We start from the raw sequence: 16677 nt of genomic DNA on the forward strand, positions 1-16677 counted from the left end.
GCGTGCGCCTGAAAAGCCGGCGCGGCGGCGCGTAGTGTTGCACTCTGGCCGCCTCGCGCTTGCGGAGTTTGCGTACGTGGGATTACGCACCCCTCACGGTGTGTGAGAGCGATCACCGCAGTGGCTGCCGGCTCAAACCGTCGAGGCGGCCCCGGGGGCCGGCGTGCCGAGCGTGAGCTCGACGATCACCGGCGCGATCTCGGCCTCGACCCGCGCCAGCGCCGCGGCCTGGGCCTCGACCGGGCGGGGCGCCGCGATCGCCTCTTCGAGCTGCGAGGCGGCATTGGCCAGCGCCTGGGCGCCGATGCCGTCGGCGATCTGGTGCAGGTCGCGCACCAGCCCCAGGCGCAGCTCGCCGCGGCCCTGCGCCGAGGCGGCGGCAAAGTCCTGCGCCCAGCGGTCGACGAAGACCTTGGCGTGGGCCCGCATCTGCGGGTAGCGCGCGGCGTCGGCCCCCAGCCGGGCCAGGGCCCGCGGTGCGTCGATCACCGCCGGCGGCGGCGGCGGGGCCGCGGCCGGCCGCGCGGCAGCGGCCGGCACCGCCGGCGCAAAGCGCGCCAGCACGGCCAGCAGATCGGCCTTGGTGAACGGCTTGGCCATGTGCATGTCGCAGCCGGCGGCGGCGCTGTCGAGCACGTCGCGCTCGTAGGCGTTGGCGGTCAGCGCCACCACCGGCGCCCGCGCCCGCCCGCTGACGCGCTCGAAGCGGCGCAGCTCGCGCGTCACGCTCAGGCCGTCCATGCCGGGCATCTGCACGTCCATGAAGATCAGGTCGTAGGCGTGGCGCTGCGCCAGCTCGACGGCGGTCGGCCCGTTCGGCGCGACATCGATGCGCCAGCCCTGGCCGGCCAGCATCGCCTGGAACAGGTAGACGTTGACCTCGTTGTCCTCGGCCAGCAGCAGGTGCGGCTCGGCCTGCGCGCTGGCCGCGGCCGGCCGCGCGCCGCCGACACCGGCCGTGGCGGCCATCGCCGGCACTGCGGTCGCGGGCGCGGGCGGCAGCGGCAGCGTCAACGTGAAGGTGCTGCCCTGGCCCGGCACGCTGCGCACCTCGACCCGCCCGCCCATCAGCTGGACCAGGCTGCGCGTGATCGACAGGCCCAGCCCGGTGCCGCCGTAGTGGCGCGAGATGCCGCCCTCGGCCTGGGTGAAGGGGTCGAAGATCGCTTCGAGCTTGCTCGGTGCGATGCCGATGCCGCTGTCGACCACGCTCAGCCGCAGCTCGCCGGTGGGGCTGTGCGGCACCGGCTCGGCGCGCAGCCGCACGCTGCCTTGCGAGGTGAACTTGATCGCGTTGCCGAGCAGGTTGTTCAGCGCCTGCTCCAGCCGCTGGCGGTCGCCGACGACCGCGTCGGGCACCTGGGCGGCGATGTCGAGCGCCAGCTGCAGGCCCTTCTGTTCGGCGTTGGCACGCTGCAGCGCGATCAGGCGTTCGAGCGTGTGGTGTAGCGAGAACGGCGCGCTGTGCAGCTCGAGCCGGCCGGCCTCGATCTTCGACAGGTCGAGCAGGTCGTTGATCAACTCCTGCAGCGTGCGGCCGGCCTCGCGAAAGATCTGCACCTGCTGCCGCTGCTGCGGCGTCAGCTCGGACTCGGCCAGCAGCTCGGCCACGCCGAGCAAGGCGTTCATCGGCGTGCGGATCTCGTGGCTGACGTTGGCCAGGAACTCGCTCTTGGCCTTGTTGGCGGCGGCGGCCACGGCGCGCTCGTAGGCCAGCCGGCGGTTGGTCAGCAGCTGCGCATGCTGGCGCGCGGCCTCGGCCAGCAGCCAGCCCGCAGCGGCCACCGCCAGCGGCGCGGCCCACAGCGTGACGATGCGCAAGCCCCACAGCATCGCCAGCCCGGCGCCGACGACCGCCGCCGCGGCCAGGCCGGCCGCCACCGCGTCGGCCCCGCCGCGGGCGCGCCCGCGGCGCCAGGTCCACAGCGCCGGCAGCAGCGCCATGGCCATCAGCAGCGCCTGCGGCCCCGGGCCGGGCGGGCGCAGCAGGCGGTCCTGGCGCATCGCGTCGAAGGTCTGGGCCAGCACCGCGGTACCGCCCAGCTGGCCGCTGACAGTCATCACGTTGTCGGCCAGCGAAGCCGTGCTGCCGATGAACACGACGCGCCCCTGCACCGCCTGCTTCAGCGCATCGGCCGAGGCCAGCCCCAGGGCCGGGCGCGCCACGTCGGCAAACGGCAGCGTCGGCACGGCCGCCTTGTTGCCGGCGAAGGCGACGCGGATCAGGCCCTCGCCATCGACATCGCGCGCCTGCGGCGCCGCGCCCGGCTGCAGCGCCGACCACACGGCCAGTGGCATCAGCGGCAGCCGCCGGCCCTGCGCCTCGTGCCACAGCGGCAGCCGGCGCAGCCGGCCGTCGTCGTCCAGCGGGGCGGTGATCACGCCGATGCGGGGCGCGCCAGGCCAGGCCTTCAGCAGGCTGTCGGCCGGCATCGCGAAGGCCGGCCACGCGCGGGCGGGCGGGTCGGGCGGTTGCGACGTGGTGGCGGCTGGCGGGGCCGTGCCGTCCGGCGCTTGGCGCAGGCCGGCGGCGGCCAGCACCACCGGCGCGCCGGGCCGGGCGATCGCCTGGGCCAGCGCCTCGTCGCCTTCGTGTGCGTCGGCCAGCAGCAGGTCGATCGCGATCGCGCTGGCGCCGGCCTCGCGCAGCTGCTCGATCGCCAGCGCATAGACGCCGCGCTTGAACGGCCAGTTGCCGAACACCGGCTTCAAGGCCTGCAGCGAGGCCTCGTCGATGTCGACCACCACCACGCCTGCCGGCGGCGCGGTGGGCGCCACGCGCCGCAGCTGCCAATCGACCATCGGCTGCGACAGCAGCGCCTGCAGCGGTGTCCAGGCCAGCAGCAGCCCGACCAGCCAGGCGCCCAGCGGCACCCAGGCGATCGGTTCACGTGCCGCCGGGGTGGGGCTCACAGCAGCAGCACGAGCGGCAGCAGCATCCACAGCCAGGTCAGTGAGGAGGGCACGTCGACCTGCTGCGGCGCGCCGAACGGCCCGGCAAAACCGTCGGCGTCGACCGAGCGGACACGGACGAAGTAGCGCCCCGCCGGCGGCGCGCGCAGCAGCCACTGCGGCGTGTCGACCTGCTCGTCGTGCAGCAGCTCGGCAAAGCCGGCCTCGCGCGCCACCTGCACCTGGTAGTGGGCGCCGGCCGATTCGCGCCAGACCAGCAGCACGCCGTCGCCGGTGGTCTGCGGGGGCTGGCTTTCGGGCGGCGGCGGCAGGGCGACGCGGGTCACCTGCTGCGGATCGCCCCAGGGGCCGGTGTCGCCGTCGGCGCGGATGCTGGCCATGCGCCAGTGGTGGGTGCCCACCGGCAGCGGCAGGCTCAGCGTGTGGCCGGTCACGTCGTCGCGGTCGACGCGCGGCTGGGCGAAATCGGGCGTGTCGGCCACTTGCAGGCGATAGCGGGCCGCGCCGGGGTGGATCGTCCAGCCGAAGCCGATGGTCTCGTCGGCGGTGCGCTGGCCGGCCCGGGGCTCGGTGGTGAACGGCGGCTCGGGCCGCGCCTTCAGCGTGAAGGCGGCGGTGGCATCGCGGCCTTCGAGGCCGCGGCTGTCGACGGCGCGCACGCGCAGCAGGTAGTCGCCATCGGGCAGGTCGTCGCTCCAGCGCGCGGCGTGGCCGGTGAACAGGCCGTCGAGCAGCAGCTGGTCGGGCCGCTGCGCGTCGACCACCTGGGCCCGGTAGCGGGTGCCGGCGTCGGCGCTCGACACCCACGGCAGGTTCAGCGGCAGGCGGTCGATGCGGCGCGGCAGCTGCGCCAGCTCGGGCGCCGCCAGCAGCGGCGAGGCGGCGCTCACCGCCTGCGCGGTGGCCACCGTGCCGAAGCCGGCGTTGACGCCCTGGGTGCCGGTGCCGGTGGCGGCGACGTTGCCCTCCAGCACCTCGACGGCCGTCTGCTCGGCGCTGGCCCGGGTGCGGAATTCGGTGCCGCGCACGCCCAGGTTGGCCACCGGCGTGCGGATCTCGAAGCGCCGCGCACTCTGCTTGGGCACCTGGGTGTCGGCGCCGCCGCTGTCCAGCCGCAGCCGGGTGTCGACCGTGGGGCTGCTGCCCAGCCGCGCCGACTGCTCGACCCGCAGCAGGCTGTCGGGCCGCACGACCACACGGGCGCCGTCGCCGAAGCGCAGCACGGTCGACGACTGCGGGCCGGTGCGCACCAGGTCGCCGGTGTTGACGCGCTCGCCGCCGGCCAGCGGCTGCGCGGTGGCGCCGGCGCGCTCGACGCGCACGTCGCCATGGGTGTACAGCACGTCGGCGAACAGCGGCTGCAGGCGCAGCATCTTGAGCGGGATGCGCAGCGTGCTGGCGGGCATCAGCCGGCGCGGGTTGTCGACGTGGTTCAGCCGCTGCAGCACGCGCCAGTCGCTGCCGGGCACCAGCAGGCGGTCGCGCACTCCGATCAGCGTGTCGCCGGGTACGACACGGTAGTCCCAGGTCTCTTCAGCCGCAGCGCTGGCGCTGGCGGCCAACAGGCCGGCCAGCCCGGCGGCGGCAATGGCGATGGCGCGGCCAATCGGCATGGTGCGATCTCGTTTCATCGAAACCGTGAGGCGGGGCGTGTCGGCGCGGTGTTATGGGGTGGCGATGGGCACCACCCTTTTGGGCGTTCGACCGTTGCAGTGTAGTGTGGCCGGCACGTCGCTTGCCAGCGGTCTGCCCGCCCGGGCTACGACGCGACGATCGGCACGGCGCCGCGCCGGGCCTGGTGGAAACGGTCGAGCTCGGCGCGCAGCGCGGCCAGCGTCAGCGCCCGCTCGTCGCGGTAGAAGATGTTGTGGCTCTCGAACGGGACCATCCGGCCGTCGGGCTGGGCCATGTGGATGCAGCTCTTTTTCAGCGCGCGGATGTCGAGCCCGCGGGCGTCCATGAACTGCACGATCAGCACGCGGAACACCTTGGTGTAATCGAGCGCCGCCGGCGCGGCGACCTTCGGCAGGCAGCACATCAGGTCGCTCAGGCAGCTGGCCTGCGACTCGGGCGAGTGGTTGGTCGAGAAGAGCTTGAACACCTGCTGCTTCAACGACGCGTCGTGCTCGAAGACGATCGTGTTGCCGGCCCCTTCGACCAGCGTGCGCGGGTCGAGAAAACGCGTCAGCGGCTGCAGCGTGTTGTCGTCGGTACGCAGCGCATAGGCCATCGCCAGTGTGTCGGGGTTGCAGGGCACGGGCACCACATCTTCGGCGCTGAACAGGCCCGATTGCTCGACGATGCGGCGGCGGATTTCGCTGACCGTCAGCCGGTGTTTCGTGGCGTCGTAGGCGTCGACGCGGCCGGCGTCCTGCACCGGCTGCAGCGTCACGCCGCGCACGCAGCGCTGCTGTGCGGCAAAGCGGATGACCTCGCCGATCTCGTCGTCGTTGACACCGCGCTTGACGGTCATCACCAGCGTGGTCGACAGGTTCAGCGCATTGAGCTTGTCGAGCGCCTCTTGCCGGATGCGGCGCAGGTCGGCGCCGCGCAGGTCCAGCAGCGGCTCGCGGCGCAGTGAATCAAACTGCAGGTACACCTCGAAGCCGGGCGCGTAACTCGCCAGCCGCTCGGCAAAGCCCGGCTCCTGCGCGAGGCGGATGCCGTTGGTGTTGAGCATCAGGTGGCGGATCGGCCGAGCCTTCGCCGCGTCGAGGATGTCGAAAAATCGCGGGTGCAGCGTGGGCTCGCCGCCGCTGATCTGCACCACGTCGGCCTGGCCTTCGCTGGCCACCACCGCGTCGAGCATCGCCAGCACCTCGTCGAAGCTGCGGTGCGTCAGCCGCTCGGGGCCAGACGATGCGTAGCAGGTCGGGCAACGCAGGTTGCAGTGGTCGGTGATCTCGACCACCGCCAGGCAGCTGTGCTGCATGTGGTCCGGGCACAGCCCGCAGTCGTAGGGGCAGCCGTGGCGCATCGTCGTCTCGAAGCGCTGCGGCATCTCGGGCGGCTTGACGAAGACCTCGCGGCACAGCCGGTAGTAGGCGACGTCGTCGCTCATCAGCACACGCTCGGTGCCGTGCACCGGACACCACTTGTCCATGTAGACACGCCCGTCCTTGAAGACGATCTTGGCCTCGATCTGGCGAAGGCAGGTGGTGCACACCGACTGCGTGGTGTCGTAGAAGAGGTAGGGGCGGGTCTTGCGGTCGCTCATGTGGTGCGGGCCTCGGTTCGGGCCTTGGGGGGCAGGCGGCCGATCGCGCGCCACACCAGCGGGGCGTAGAACAGCAACGCGACGCCGCACACCCACTGGATGCCGGACAGGCCGAAGGGGTAGGGCTGGCGAACCGGCTTCAGGCCGTCACCGAGCAGCCGCCACAGCAGGTAGCCGCCGAGAAAGAGCTTGAACTGCAGGCCGGGCACCGCGGCCCATCGCTCACGCGTGCGCCACAGCCACGTGCCCAGCGCCCCCAGGAACGCGATCTCGTACAGCGGCGACGGGTGGCGCGCCACGCCGTCACCGAGGTCGACGCCCCAGGGCAGCGTCGTGGGCAGGCCGTAGGTGTCGTCGTGCAGCCCGGCCAGAAAACAGCCGATGCGGCCGATCGTGATGCCGGCCACCAGCGGCAGCACCAGCGCGTCGCCGGTGCTGCGTGTCTGGCCGCTGGCCCACTTGGCGAGTTCGACGCCGATCAAGCCGCCCAGCAGCCCGCCGACGATGCTCTGGCCCGGCCACAGTGCCTGGCCGTGCCAGATCGCCAGGGCGACATCGGGCCGCTCGACCAGGTACACCGCCTTGTTGCCGATCGCCGCGCCGAGCAGCAGGCCGACGACGACGGCGAAGTTGCGGTCCGACAGCGGGCCACCGAGCTGTTGCGTGCGCAGCGTGCGGCGCCAGAGCCAGGCACCGGTGGCGATGCCGAGGTACTCGAACGTGGTGTGCACCCACGCCGCGGTGTGCAGCTCAGTGATCATCGCCCGCCGAGGGTGGCGTCGGTGGCGTCGGTGGCGTCGGTGCTGGCGGTGCAGCCAGCCACAGCCGGCGCAGCTGGCGCGCACAGAGGTAGAACAGCCAGCCGCCGATCAGCAGCGACGGCACCGAGATGATCCAGACGCCGCCGATGTATTCGCCGCCGCCCATGCCGGCGACCGTGAACACGCCGCCGCACAGCGTGACCAAGCCCAGGCCGCAGACCGCCAGGATCAGCAGCAGCATGACCACCGCACGCCCCAGGGGCGAGGGCGTGTCGTTGGGGGTGGGTGGCATCGAAGCTCCTTTGGCGTGACGGGGTGGTCGCGATGCGTCAGTAGTCGTACAGGTGCTCGACCTGCAACTCGGGCCGCGCCGTCCAGGCGCGCAGTGCGTCGGCCAGCTGCGGCACCGGCACCGTCAGCCAGCGCCGCTCGGTGTCGGGCCGCGTCAGCACCGGCTGCGCGAACAGCAGCCGCGCCTCGGCCACCGGCGCTGCGTCACGCGGGGTCAGCAGGCTGACGAGGATCGGGCCCTGGTTGCCGGCCACCTCGGCGATCTGCACGCCCTGGCGCGCCAGCACGCCGGCATGGTGGGTGAAGCCGCCGCGGCGCGGCACGCTGACCAGCACGCCGGTGCCCAGGTCGCGCAGGCGCTTCATCGCCGGCAACTCGGCGGCGCCGCTGGGCCAGCGGTCCAGCAGCAGCGCGGTGGTGGCGGGCGGTGGCGGTGACGCGGGCTTGTCGACCTGCTGCATCAGCCAGCCGTAGGCGGCCTTCGCGCCGTATTCGGTGCTGAGGGCAAAGCGCCGCTCCCATTTGCGCAGCAGGTCGTCACCCCACAGCGGCGTGGCCTGCCACAGCTCTTTCAAGCGGGCGCCGTAGTCGTACTCTCGCGCTGGCCGGCTGCGGATGAACGTGGCGTGGTCCTGGGCGACGCGCGCGGCCAGTTGCTCCTCGGCGGTCGGGCCGGTCGCGCTGGCCTCGGCCAGTCGGCCCACGGTGGCCTCGTAGCAGGCCTTCAGGCTGTACTCTGCGCTGGTCTGCAGGCCGATCATGATCGAGCGCAGGTGGTAGCCGGCGTCGAAGGTCTGGCTGGGCGTGGCCTGGCTGATCTCGCCGTAGCTTTGCCAGAACTGCGCCACCTGGCTGAAGAACGGAAACGCGCTCGGCGCGCGCTGCGCGGCCAGGTAGTCGGCCAGCTCGGCCTGGCTTTGCACCGGCCGCCATTCGGGCAGGCTGCGGTAGGTCTGCACACCGCCGCGGCGGTGCTCGTCGGGCGTGCGCGACAGGCCGTCGGCCGCCGAGACACCGGCCCACGCGGCCAGGCCGATCACCAGCAGCGCCACGGCGCGGCGTGGCGCTTGGGGCAGTCGTCGTGTCATCGGCGCGGCACCCCTGCGTCATGGGCCTGGCGGCAGGCCAGCTCCCAGAACAACCACAGCGCGCCGAGCACCGGCACCGCCAGGGCCAGCAGCCACCAGGGGCTCAGGCCGCGGTCGAGCAGCCGCGCGCGCATCAACACCACCAGCACCAGCAACGCCGCCGCGGCCCAGGCCAGGCCCAGCGTCGGCCAGCCGGCCAGCAGCGGCTGCAAGCCGAAGAACGCGGCCCAGACCAGCACGCTGGTGATCCAGAAGCCCTGGCGGCCCAGGCGCGACTCGGCGTTCATGCCGCGGCCGGCAGCAGCACCGGCTCGCCATGGGCCTGCAGCAGGCCGTGCACGGTGGCGCGCAGGCCGTCCGGCGTGACTTGCTCGGGCGCCATCGGCGGGGCCGCCACCACGCTGACGCGGCTGAACAGCCCGCGGCGGAAAGGCTTGACCATCGCCCGGCCCCCTTCGGCGCGCGAGAAGAACGAGCCCCACAGGTTGACCAGCGCCACCGGCACCACCGGCACCGGCCGGCGCTCGAGAATCTTCATCACGCCGCCCTTGAACGGCTGCAGGTTGCCGTCGTTGGTGATGCCGCCCTCGGGAAAGATGCCGATCAGCTCACCATCGGCCAGCACCGCATCGGCGGCGGCGAACGCGGCCTCGTAGGCGGCCGGGTCTTCACCGCGCGGCGCGATCGGGATCGCCTTGGCCAGCTTGAACATCCAGCCCAGCACCGGCACCTTGAAGATGCGGTGGTCCATCACGAAGCGGATCGGCCGCGGGCTCGCCGCCATCAGCAGCACTGCGTCGACGAAGCTGACGTGGTTGCAGACGATCACCGCCGCGCCGGTGGCCGGGATGTGCTCGTCGCCGATCAGGCGCAGCCGGTAGACGAAGCGCGACAGCACCCAGGCCAGAAAGCGCAGCAGGTATTCGGGCACCAGCAGGAAGATGTAGCCGCCGACCACCAGGTTGGCCAGCGCGATCAGGCCGAAGACCTCGGGGATGCTGACGCCCGCCGACAGCAGTGCACCGACGATCAGGCTGCTGCCGATCATGAACAGCGCGTTGAGGATGTTGTTGGCCGCGATGATGCGGGCACGGTGGCTGGGCGGCGAGCGCAGCTGGATCAGCGCGTACATCGGCACGCTGTACAGGCCGGCGGCCAGCGACAGCGCGAACAGGTCGGCCAGCACGCGCCAGTGGGCCAGCTGCGTGATGAAGGCGCCGACCGTCATCGTGCCACTGCTGTTCGCGCCCAGGCCGCGCGAGGCCAGGTACAGGTCGGCCGCGAACACGCTCATGCCGATCGCGCCCAGCGGCACCAGGCCGATCTCGACATGGCGGCGGCTCAGCGTTTCGCACAGCAGCGAGCCGGTGGCGATGCCGAGCGAGAACACCACCAGCAGCAGCGAGGCGACCTGCTCGTTGCCGTGCAGCACGTCTTTCGCAAACGCCGGGAACTGGCTCAGGAACACCGCGCCGAAGAACCACATCCACGAGATGCCGAGGAGCGAGCGGAAGACGGCGACGCCTTCGTGCGCCAGCTTCAGGTTGCGCCAGGTTTCGCTCACCGGGTTCCAGTTGACCTTCAGCCCCGGCGCGGTCGACGGCGTGGCCGGCACGGCCTGCGCGACCAGCCGGCCGACGACAGCCAGCGCCAGGCAGACCAGCGCGACGGCCTGGGTGCCCGGCAGCCAGGCGTCGGCCGGCAGCGCGATCAGCACGCCGCCGGCCAGGTTGCCGAGCAGGATCGCGACGAAGGTGCCCATCTCGATCATGCCGTTGCCGCCGGTCAGCTCGTGCTCGTTCAGGTGCTGCGGCAGGTAGGCGTACTTGACCGGGCCGAACAGCGTGCTGTGCAGGCCGAGCAGGAAGATGCAGCCCAGCAGCAGCGGCACCAGCGTGGTGAACAGGCCCACCGCGCCCAGCACCATGATCAGCAGCTCGAGGTTCTTCACCAGCCGCGTCAGCGTCGCCTTGTCGTACTTGTCGGCCAGCTGGCCCGAGGTGGCCGAGAACAGCAGGAACGGTGCGATGAAGACGGCGCCGATCACGAGGCCTGCCATCTTCCCCGGCAGCCACGACAGGCTCAGCTGGTAGGTCACCAGCACCGTGAAGGCGAACTTGAAGATGTTGTCGTTCGCGGCGCCGAGGAACTGGGTCCAGAAGAAGGGGGCGAAGCGGCGCTGGCCGAGCAGCGCGAACTGGCTGCTTTCGTGGGCCGGGCCGGGGCTGGAGGGGGTGGACATGGACAAACCTCGCTGGAAAAGAAAGGGCCCCCTGACCTGACGCTTCGCGCCAGGCCCCCCGAGGGGGTTGAGTCAGCCGGGGATCGGCCCTGCGCTGACTCAAGAGCGATGGGGCTGGATGATGCCGCAGCGCGGTGGCGCTGCCGATCGGGGTTGGCGAGTGTTGCGGCCGCGCTGCTAGCGCACGGTCTGCATGGCGCCGCCGCGCTGCGTGCGGCTGAGCCAGTCGAAGATCGAATCGACGGTGGCCGTGGCGATGTGGCCGGCGAAGCGGTCGCCGGTCGGGTGGTCGTCGAATTCGACGTTGGCCCGCGTCAGCCGGGCGCCGAGCCGGGTGAAGGTGTCGATGTGCATCACGCTGGGCCGGTAGCCCTGGTTGCGCAGCCAGGCCTGGGCCTGGGCACGGCTGGTGTTGGCCGGCTCGATCGCCATCGCCAGCGTCTCCAGTGCCCATTGGTTGGACTGCTGGTAGCGCGTGGCGTAGGCATAGGCCACCATGCTGTAGCGCGGCGTGTGCAGCCGGGTCACGGCGGTGTTGTCGCGCAGCAGCGGCAGCACGCGGTCCTGCAGCTCGGGCGACAGCGCCACGAACGCGGCTTCGTAGCGAAACGGCCGGTCGTTGAAGAACTCGCCCAGGCCCTGGCGGAACACATCGGCATGGTCGGTGCCGCAGGCGTTGAGCTTGTGCACGATGCGCCAGGCGCCGCCGGCCGAGTCGTCCTTGTAGGCCAGGCCCAGGTGTGACCAGCGCAGGCCGTATTTCGACAGGTCCTGCCCGGCGCGGGCCAGCAGCACCACCTTGGCGCCCGAGGCATTGAGCTTGTCGGCGGTGTGGGCAGCCAGCTCCATGCCGGCGGCCAGCTCGCGACCGGTCAGCTTGCCTTCTTCGCAGGTCTGGCCGGCGTGGGCCGCGGGCAGCGCCAGGACGGCGGCCGCGGCCAGCGCCACGAGCGCGCGGCGCGGTGAATGGAGCGCGCTCATCGGGTGATCCGTTCGTCATAGATCAGCGCACGGCCGATCTCATTGGGGATGAAGGCGATCGCCTCGCCGGCGGCCGACAGCACGCAGCCGGCCGCCACCACGCTGGCGACCACCAGCGTGCCGGCCACCACCACCGACGCGCCGGCCACCTGGCTGCCGAAGCGCACCGAGAAGCGCACGCCGTCCGACGCGCGCTCCAGCACCCACACGGTGCCCTCGGCCAGCGCCTCGACCGCGACGACGGTGAAGGCCGCGCCGCTGACCAGCACCGCCGACGGGGCCGCGACCGAGATCGCGACCGGCACCGACAGCGACAGGCCCGAGGCCGCGCTCAAGTCTCTCGACGGGTCATGGGCCTGTGCCGGCGAGGTGGCGGCGGCGAGCGCCAGCGCCAAGGCCGTGGCGCAGAACAGCGAGCGGGTGGACATGGTGGTGGCTTTCTTGATCGATGACGTGTTCATGGGGCGGCTCCAGGGTCAGGCGTTGCGGTCGGCCGCTTCGCCACGCGGCTCGCGGTGGTGGTGCAGCGAGGCCTCGGCGCGGTCGGCTTCGAAGGCATCACGCAGCGTCTTGGCCAGTGTGAAGGCGCTCGAGATCAGGAACAACCAGCTGACCAGCAGATAGGCCTTGTAGGTCGGGTTGATCGTCATGCGCCACAGGCCCCAGCCGGTCAGGCCCATCGCTAGGCCGAAACCGCCCCAGACCACCAGGTTCCACATCGGCGTGTCGCCGTTGGGGCCGCGCATCTCCAGGTCACGCACATACTTGGCCAGCGCGAAGGCCGAGCTGAGGCAGAACACATAACCCATCACCATGAAGGCCCGGTCCAGGTCTTCACCCGGCAGCCAGGCCAGGCCGGTGGCACAGACCGCGATCGACACACCGAACGAGATCCAGACCTGGGCGCGCCAGGCCTTGGTGTCGCGGCGGACGATGAAGCGGGGTGACGGGGTACTCATACGGGTGCCTCTGGGGCTGTTGAACATGGGTGCATGCTGCGACAGCTCGACACGAAAGTTCCATTTCGGGTGCGGCTGTAGCGCCGAACGCGCAGTTGGGTATCGTCAAGCGATACCTGCCGGGGCCTGCACGAAGTGCCAGCGGGTGTCGAACACCAGCGGCGACAGCCGCTCGCCGCGCCACGCCACGCGGCGCTTCAGGGCCAGGTCGAACAGCAGCGGGTTGTGGCGGCGCAGGCGTTCCAGCGGCGCGACGTCGTTGGCGTCCAGCAGGCCTTCGTGCACCAGCCGTGCGGTCGAGTACAGCAGCCCGACGCCGGGCAGCGGGTAGTCCGAGCCGTGCAGCAGGCGCGGGTGCCAGTCGGCGCGTTGCAGCACCGTGCGCCAGGCGTCGGCGCTGCGGTTGACCTGGAACAGCGCCGAGATGTCGCCCAGCAGTTGGTCGCGCCACGCCGGCTCGTCCATCAGCCTGGCGACAGATCGAAGGCGGGGCGCATCGTCGGGCGCCGCTGGTCCAGGTCCAGCGCCTGGCCGAGCGAGGCGCAGTGCGCGACGATGACGCGAACCCCCGCCCGCAGCGGTGCGCGCACCAGCAGCGGGTTGCCCAGCTCGTCGCGGCCGGCGCCGGGCACGGCCTTTTCTTCGCCGCAGTGCACGATCAGCGGCGTGCGGCTCGCGGCCAGCCGCGCATAGAAGGCGCTGAGCCGGCGGTCGCGCAGGTCGATCGCCATCGCGCTCGGCAGCCACTTGATGGCCAGTGCGCCGCCGGCAATCGCCCGGTCCAGTCGTTCGAGCGCATCGGGGCGCAGCGGGTGGATCGACGCGACCCAGCCGAAGCGATCGGGCGTGGCCGCGGCCACCTGCTGCGCGTAGGCATCGGGCACGTGGAAGGTGGTCCAGTCGGGCCGCTCGCGGGCCTGGTCGTCCAGCGCGCGGTCGAAGGCGAACAGCAGCCAGCGTGCGCCGGGCGGGAAGCCGGCCGCGAGCCTGCGCAACCGTTCGACGTAGGCGCGGTCGACGCCGCCCTCGCCCAGCGCCTCGCCCGGCACGCCGGCGGCTTGCATGATGGCCGTGCGCCGCAGTCGCTCCAGCGGGTGCCAGCCTTCGGTCATCGACGCATGGATGCTGCAGCCCGAGCCGCTGTCGCCGTTGCCGAGCAGATGGGTGTGCACGTCCCACAGCGCGGCGGGGTCCAGGCCTTCGAAGGTCTGGTGCAGCAGATCGGCCAGCGGGGCGGGCCAGGCTTGCCAGGGCATGGCCGGTGGGGTGGCCTCGGCCTGCGCGGCCAGGCTGGTGAACAGGCCGGCGATGGCCGCGGCGCCGCAGCACAGCGCGCGGCGGCGGTGCGGGTGGAAGGAGGACGAATCGTTCATGGCGCGGCATGCTCGCTGCGGTGGGCACCAAAGTTCCGCCTGGCGCTGCCGAGTGGCCGGGCGCGAGCCAGGCGGTATCCTGTGGCGCTACTACTGGTCTCGAACGTGGTTCGAGCGGAGGGAGCTGAACGCATGTCCACCACCCAGGCCCTGGTCGAGCAGATCAAGACCGAGCTGAAGCTCGCCGGCCTCACCTATGCCCAGCTGGCGCCGCGCATCGGCATGGCCGAGTCGAGCGTCAAGCGCATGTTTGCCAAGGGCGACATGCCGCTGGTGCGCGTCGACGAGATCTGCCGCGTGCTCAAGCTCGACTTCGCCGACCTGGCGCGCAAGGTCGCCGATGCGCAACCGCTGCGCAGCGAGCTGACGTTGGAGCAGGAGCGTGCGGTGGTCGCCGACCGCAAGGTGTTGCTGCTGGCGATCTGTTGCCTCAGCCAATGGACCTGCGAGCAGATCGTCGCCACCTACCGCGTCAGCGAAGCCGAGGCGATCAAGTACCTGGCGCAGCTCGACCGGCTCGGCATCATCGAGCTGCGGCCGATGAACCGCTACCGGCTGCGTGTGGCCAAGACCTTCCGCTGGCGGCCGCATGGGCCGGTGATGCAGTACTTCCGCGAAGAGGTCGTGACCGACTACTACGCCGGCGGCTTCGACGGCGAAGGCGAGATGCTGACGCTGGTCCACGGCCAGATCGGCCGCAGCCTGGCGGCGCTGTTCAACGAACGGCTGCAGCGCGTCGCGCAGGACTTTGCCCAGCAGCACCTGGCCGACCAGAAACTGCCACCCGACCAGAAACGCCCGTACACGCTGGTGATCGGCATGCGCTCGTGGCTGTTCGCCGCGTTTCGCGACATGAAGCGTGAGGCGTGACGCGGTGCGCCGGCTCCTCACTGTCGCCTTTCCACGCCTCGACGACGCCGACGCGGCGTTCATCGATGGCTTTCGCGCCGAGCACGACGCAACCACGCGCGCGCGAATCGACGCCCACGTCACGCTGGTCTTCGGCTGCGCCGCGGTGCCCGAGCCGGCCTACGTGGCGCATGTCCGACAGGTGGGCGAGCGCACCGCGCCGATAGCGTTTCGCTGCCGCTACGCGATGCTCGGTGCCGACGACGAGGCCGAGCGGGCCTATGTTTTCCTCGTGCCCGACGAGGGGCATGCGGCGCTGTCGCTGTTGCACGACCACCTGTACACCGGCGCGTTGGCCGATCACCTGCGGTTGGATCTGCCCTACACGCCCCACATCACGATCGGCAGCTCGCCCGACCGGCGCCACGCCAAGGGCTTGTGCGACGGGCTGAATGCCGGCGGCCTGGACATGCGTGCCACGATCGACGCGCTGTCGGTCGGCAGCATCGAAGGCGGCCGCTTCAGCGTTCTGGCCACGCTGCCGCTGGCCCGGTAGCCTCGCAAGGCCCGGCATCTAACAAGCCTTTTCAACGGCAGCGACACTGTCACTTCATGCAAATCGTCGTCCCCACCCTCGACCACCTGCCCGGCTACATCGCCGCCCTCGAACGCGGCTGGTCACCCGACAGCCAGCGCGGCGACATCGCCGCGCGTGAAGAGCTGGCCCGCCTGCGGCAGGACGAGCCGCTGTTCATCCAGCAGCAGCAAGACCGCACCGCGGAAGGTGGCCCGGTCACGCTGCCCGATGGCAGCCAGGTGGCGCGCATTCCCGGCTTCAAGATGTGGCTGTGGGACGGCGAGTTCGCTGGCGTCATCAGCTGCCGCTGGCAACGTGGCACAACCGAACTACCGCCGTACTGCCTGGGCCACATTGGCTACAACGTGGTGCCCTGGAAGCAGCGGCGGGGCTACGCGACGCAGGCCCTGGCGCAGATGCTGCCGCTGGCGCGCGCCGAGGGCCTGCCCTTCGTCGAGATCACGACCGACCCCAGCAACCACGCCTCGCAGCGCGTGATCGAGGCCAACGGCGGCGTGCTGTTCGAGCGCTTCACCAAGCCGGCCGCGTTCGGCAGCACCCCGGGCCTGCGCTACCGGATCGCGCTGGCCTGAACACCCTTCTGGAGACTCCCGATGCAAATCAAGCTCACCAGCCTGATGGTCGACGACCAGGACAAGGCACTGGCCTTCTACACCGACACGCTCGGCTTCGAGAAGAAGCATGACATCCCGATGGGACCGTTCCGCTGGCTGACCGTCACGTCGCCCGAGGGCGCGGACGGCGTCGAGCTGGTGCTGGAGCCGATGGCCTTCGCGCCGGCGCGGGACTACCAGCGCGCGCTGTTCGAGGCCGGCATTCCGGCCACCGCGTTCATCAGCAGCGACATCGCCGCCGAGTTCGCACGCTTGACCGCCAAGGGCGTGCGCTTTCGCGGCGAGCCGCAGGCGATGGGGCCGGTCACCGTGGTGCTGTTCGAAGACGGCTGCGGCAACCTGATCAACCTGGTGCAGCCGGCTGCATGAGCGCGATCACCCTGCGCGAAATCGACCACATCGTGCTGCGCGTGGTCGACCTGGACAAGATGCTGCGTTTCTACGTCGACGTGCTGGGCTGCCGCATCGAGCGGCGGCAGGACGAGATCGGCCTGGTGCAGCTGCGCGCCGGCCGTTCGCTGGTCGACCTGGTGCCGGTGGACGGCAAGCTGGGCCGCGCAGGCGGCGCCGCGCCGGGGCGCGAGGGCCGCAACGTCGACCACTTCTGTTTCCGCGTCGAGCCGTTCGATGCCGAGGCGATCTACCAGCAACTGGCGGCGCACGGGGTGCCGGCCGGGCCGGTTGGCCAGCGCTACGGCGCCGAGGGCGAAGGGCCGTCGATCTACCTCGACGACCCCGAGGGCAACACCATCGAGCTGAAGGGCCCGCCGGACGCGTGAGTGGCCTCGGCG

The 16677-nt window shown here is 71.5% G+C and carries 18 protein-coding genes; 5 read left to right on the forward strand and 13 right to left on the reverse strand.

The window, feature by feature from the left end; genetic code table 11:
* Positions 1-132 precede the first annotated feature (132 nt).
* From ACE3SG_RS11280 to ACE3SG_RS11340, 13 genes are all read right to left on the reverse strand, one after another.
* Positions 133-2913 (reverse strand): CHASE2 domain-containing protein, encoded by a 2781-nt coding sequence (locus tag ACE3SG_RS11280; RefSeq protein WP_374565028.1) that lies wholly within the window; start codon positions 2911-2913, stop codon positions 133-135.
* Positions 2910-4526 carry a FecR domain-containing protein gene (locus ACE3SG_RS11285; RefSeq protein WP_374565029.1) on the reverse strand — a complete coding sequence of 539 codons (1617 nt, stop codon included), beginning with the start codon at positions 4524-4526 and terminating at the stop codon, positions 2910-2912. Before ACE3SG_RS11285 ends, ACE3SG_RS11280 begins: the two co-directional genes overlap by 4 nt.
* Positions 4527-4672: 146 nt before the next feature.
* Positions 4673-6130 (reverse strand): radical SAM protein, encoded by a 1458-nt coding sequence (locus tag ACE3SG_RS11290; RefSeq protein WP_374565030.1) that lies wholly within the window; start codon positions 6128-6130, stop codon positions 4673-4675.
* Complete coding sequence (locus ACE3SG_RS11295) at positions 6127-6891, reverse strand: prolipoprotein diacylglyceryl transferase (RefSeq protein WP_374565031.1); 765 nt, start codon at positions 6889-6891, stop codon at positions 6127-6129. Before ACE3SG_RS11295 ends, ACE3SG_RS11290 begins: the two co-directional genes overlap by 4 nt.
* On the reverse strand, positions 6881-7183 hold the full coding sequence (locus ACE3SG_RS11300) for a hypothetical protein (protein ID WP_374565032.1): 303 nt from the start codon (positions 7181-7183) through the stop codon (positions 6881-6883). The genes ACE3SG_RS11295 and ACE3SG_RS11300 overlap by 11 nt, the downstream gene beginning before the upstream one ends.
* Before the next feature lie 37 nt (positions 7184-7220).
* The gene (locus ACE3SG_RS11305; RefSeq protein ID WP_374565033.1) at positions 7221-8270 is read right to left on the reverse strand and encodes a hypothetical protein; all 1050 of its coding nucleotides are present in this window, start codon (positions 8268-8270) and stop codon (positions 7221-7223) included.
* Positions 8267-8557, reverse strand: coding sequence for a DUF805 domain-containing protein (locus ACE3SG_RS11310; protein ID WP_374565034.1), 291 nt, complete (start codon positions 8555-8557; stop codon positions 8267-8269). Before ACE3SG_RS11310 ends, ACE3SG_RS11305 begins: the two co-directional genes overlap by 4 nt.
* Positions 8554-10512 (reverse strand): MFS transporter, encoded by a 1959-nt coding sequence (locus tag ACE3SG_RS11315; RefSeq protein WP_374565035.1) that lies wholly within the window; start codon positions 10510-10512, stop codon positions 8554-8556. The genes ACE3SG_RS11310 and ACE3SG_RS11315 overlap by 4 nt, the downstream gene beginning before the upstream one ends.
* Positions 10513-10689: 177 nt before the next feature.
* Complete coding sequence (locus tag ACE3SG_RS11320; RefSeq protein ID WP_374565036.1) at positions 10690-11493, reverse strand: DUF2145 domain-containing protein; 804 nt, start codon at positions 11491-11493, stop codon at positions 10690-10692.
* Positions 11490-11954 (reverse strand): hypothetical protein, encoded by a 465-nt coding sequence (locus ACE3SG_RS11325; protein ID WP_374565037.1) that lies wholly within the window; start codon positions 11952-11954, stop codon positions 11490-11492. The genes ACE3SG_RS11320 and ACE3SG_RS11325 overlap by 4 nt, the downstream gene beginning before the upstream one ends.
* A 15-nt stretch (positions 11955-11969) precedes the next feature.
* Positions 11970-12452, reverse strand: a complete 483-nt coding sequence (locus ACE3SG_RS11330; RefSeq protein ID WP_374565038.1) for a YiaA/YiaB family inner membrane protein — start codon at positions 12450-12452, stop codon at positions 11970-11972.
* Between the two features lie 105 nt (positions 12453-12557).
* Positions 12558-12917, reverse strand: a complete 360-nt coding sequence (locus ACE3SG_RS11335; RefSeq protein WP_374565039.1) for a hypothetical protein — start codon at positions 12915-12917, stop codon at positions 12558-12560.
* A complete protein-coding gene (locus ACE3SG_RS11340; RefSeq protein WP_374565040.1) occupies positions 12917-13825 on the reverse strand; it encodes an amidohydrolase family protein in 909 nt (302 codons plus the stop codon). Before ACE3SG_RS11340 ends, ACE3SG_RS11335 begins: the two co-directional genes overlap by 1 nt.
* Positions 13826-13957: 132 nt before the next feature.
* Here ACE3SG_RS11340 and ACE3SG_RS11345 point away from each other — a divergent pair, with 132 nt between their 5' ends.
* The 5 genes from ACE3SG_RS11345 to ACE3SG_RS11365 are packed head-to-tail and all read left to right on the forward strand — an operon-like array spanning position 13958 to position 16665.
* Positions 13958-14695 carry a helix-turn-helix domain-containing protein gene (locus ACE3SG_RS11345; protein ID WP_374565042.1) on the forward strand — a complete coding sequence of 246 codons (738 nt, stop codon included), beginning with the start codon at positions 13958-13960 and terminating at the stop codon, positions 14693-14695.
* Between the two features lie 4 nt (positions 14696-14699).
* A complete protein-coding gene (locus ACE3SG_RS11350; RefSeq protein WP_374565043.1) occupies positions 14700-15230 on the forward strand; it encodes a 2'-5' RNA ligase family protein in 531 nt (176 codons plus the stop codon).
* A gap of 56 nt (positions 15231-15286) precedes the next feature.
* Entirely contained in the window at positions 15287-15844 is a 558-nt protein-coding gene (locus ACE3SG_RS11355; protein ID WP_374565044.1) for a GNAT family N-acetyltransferase, read from the forward strand.
* Positions 15845-15865: 21 nt separating this feature from the next.
* Positions 15866-16255: a VOC family protein gene (locus ACE3SG_RS11360; RefSeq protein ID WP_374565045.1), complete on the forward strand. Its 390-nt coding sequence runs from the start codon at positions 15866-15868 to the stop codon at positions 16253-16255.
* A complete protein-coding gene (locus ACE3SG_RS11365; protein ID WP_374565046.1) occupies positions 16252-16665 on the forward strand; it encodes a VOC family protein in 414 nt (137 codons plus the stop codon). The genes ACE3SG_RS11360 and ACE3SG_RS11365 overlap by 4 nt, the downstream gene beginning before the upstream one ends.
* Positions 16666-16677 lie beyond the last annotated feature (12 nt).

Origin of the sequence: Ideonella sp. (assembly GCF_041914305.1) — a bacterium.
Classification (GTDB): Bacteria; Pseudomonadota; Gammaproteobacteria; order Burkholderiales; family Burkholderiaceae_C; genus Ideonella.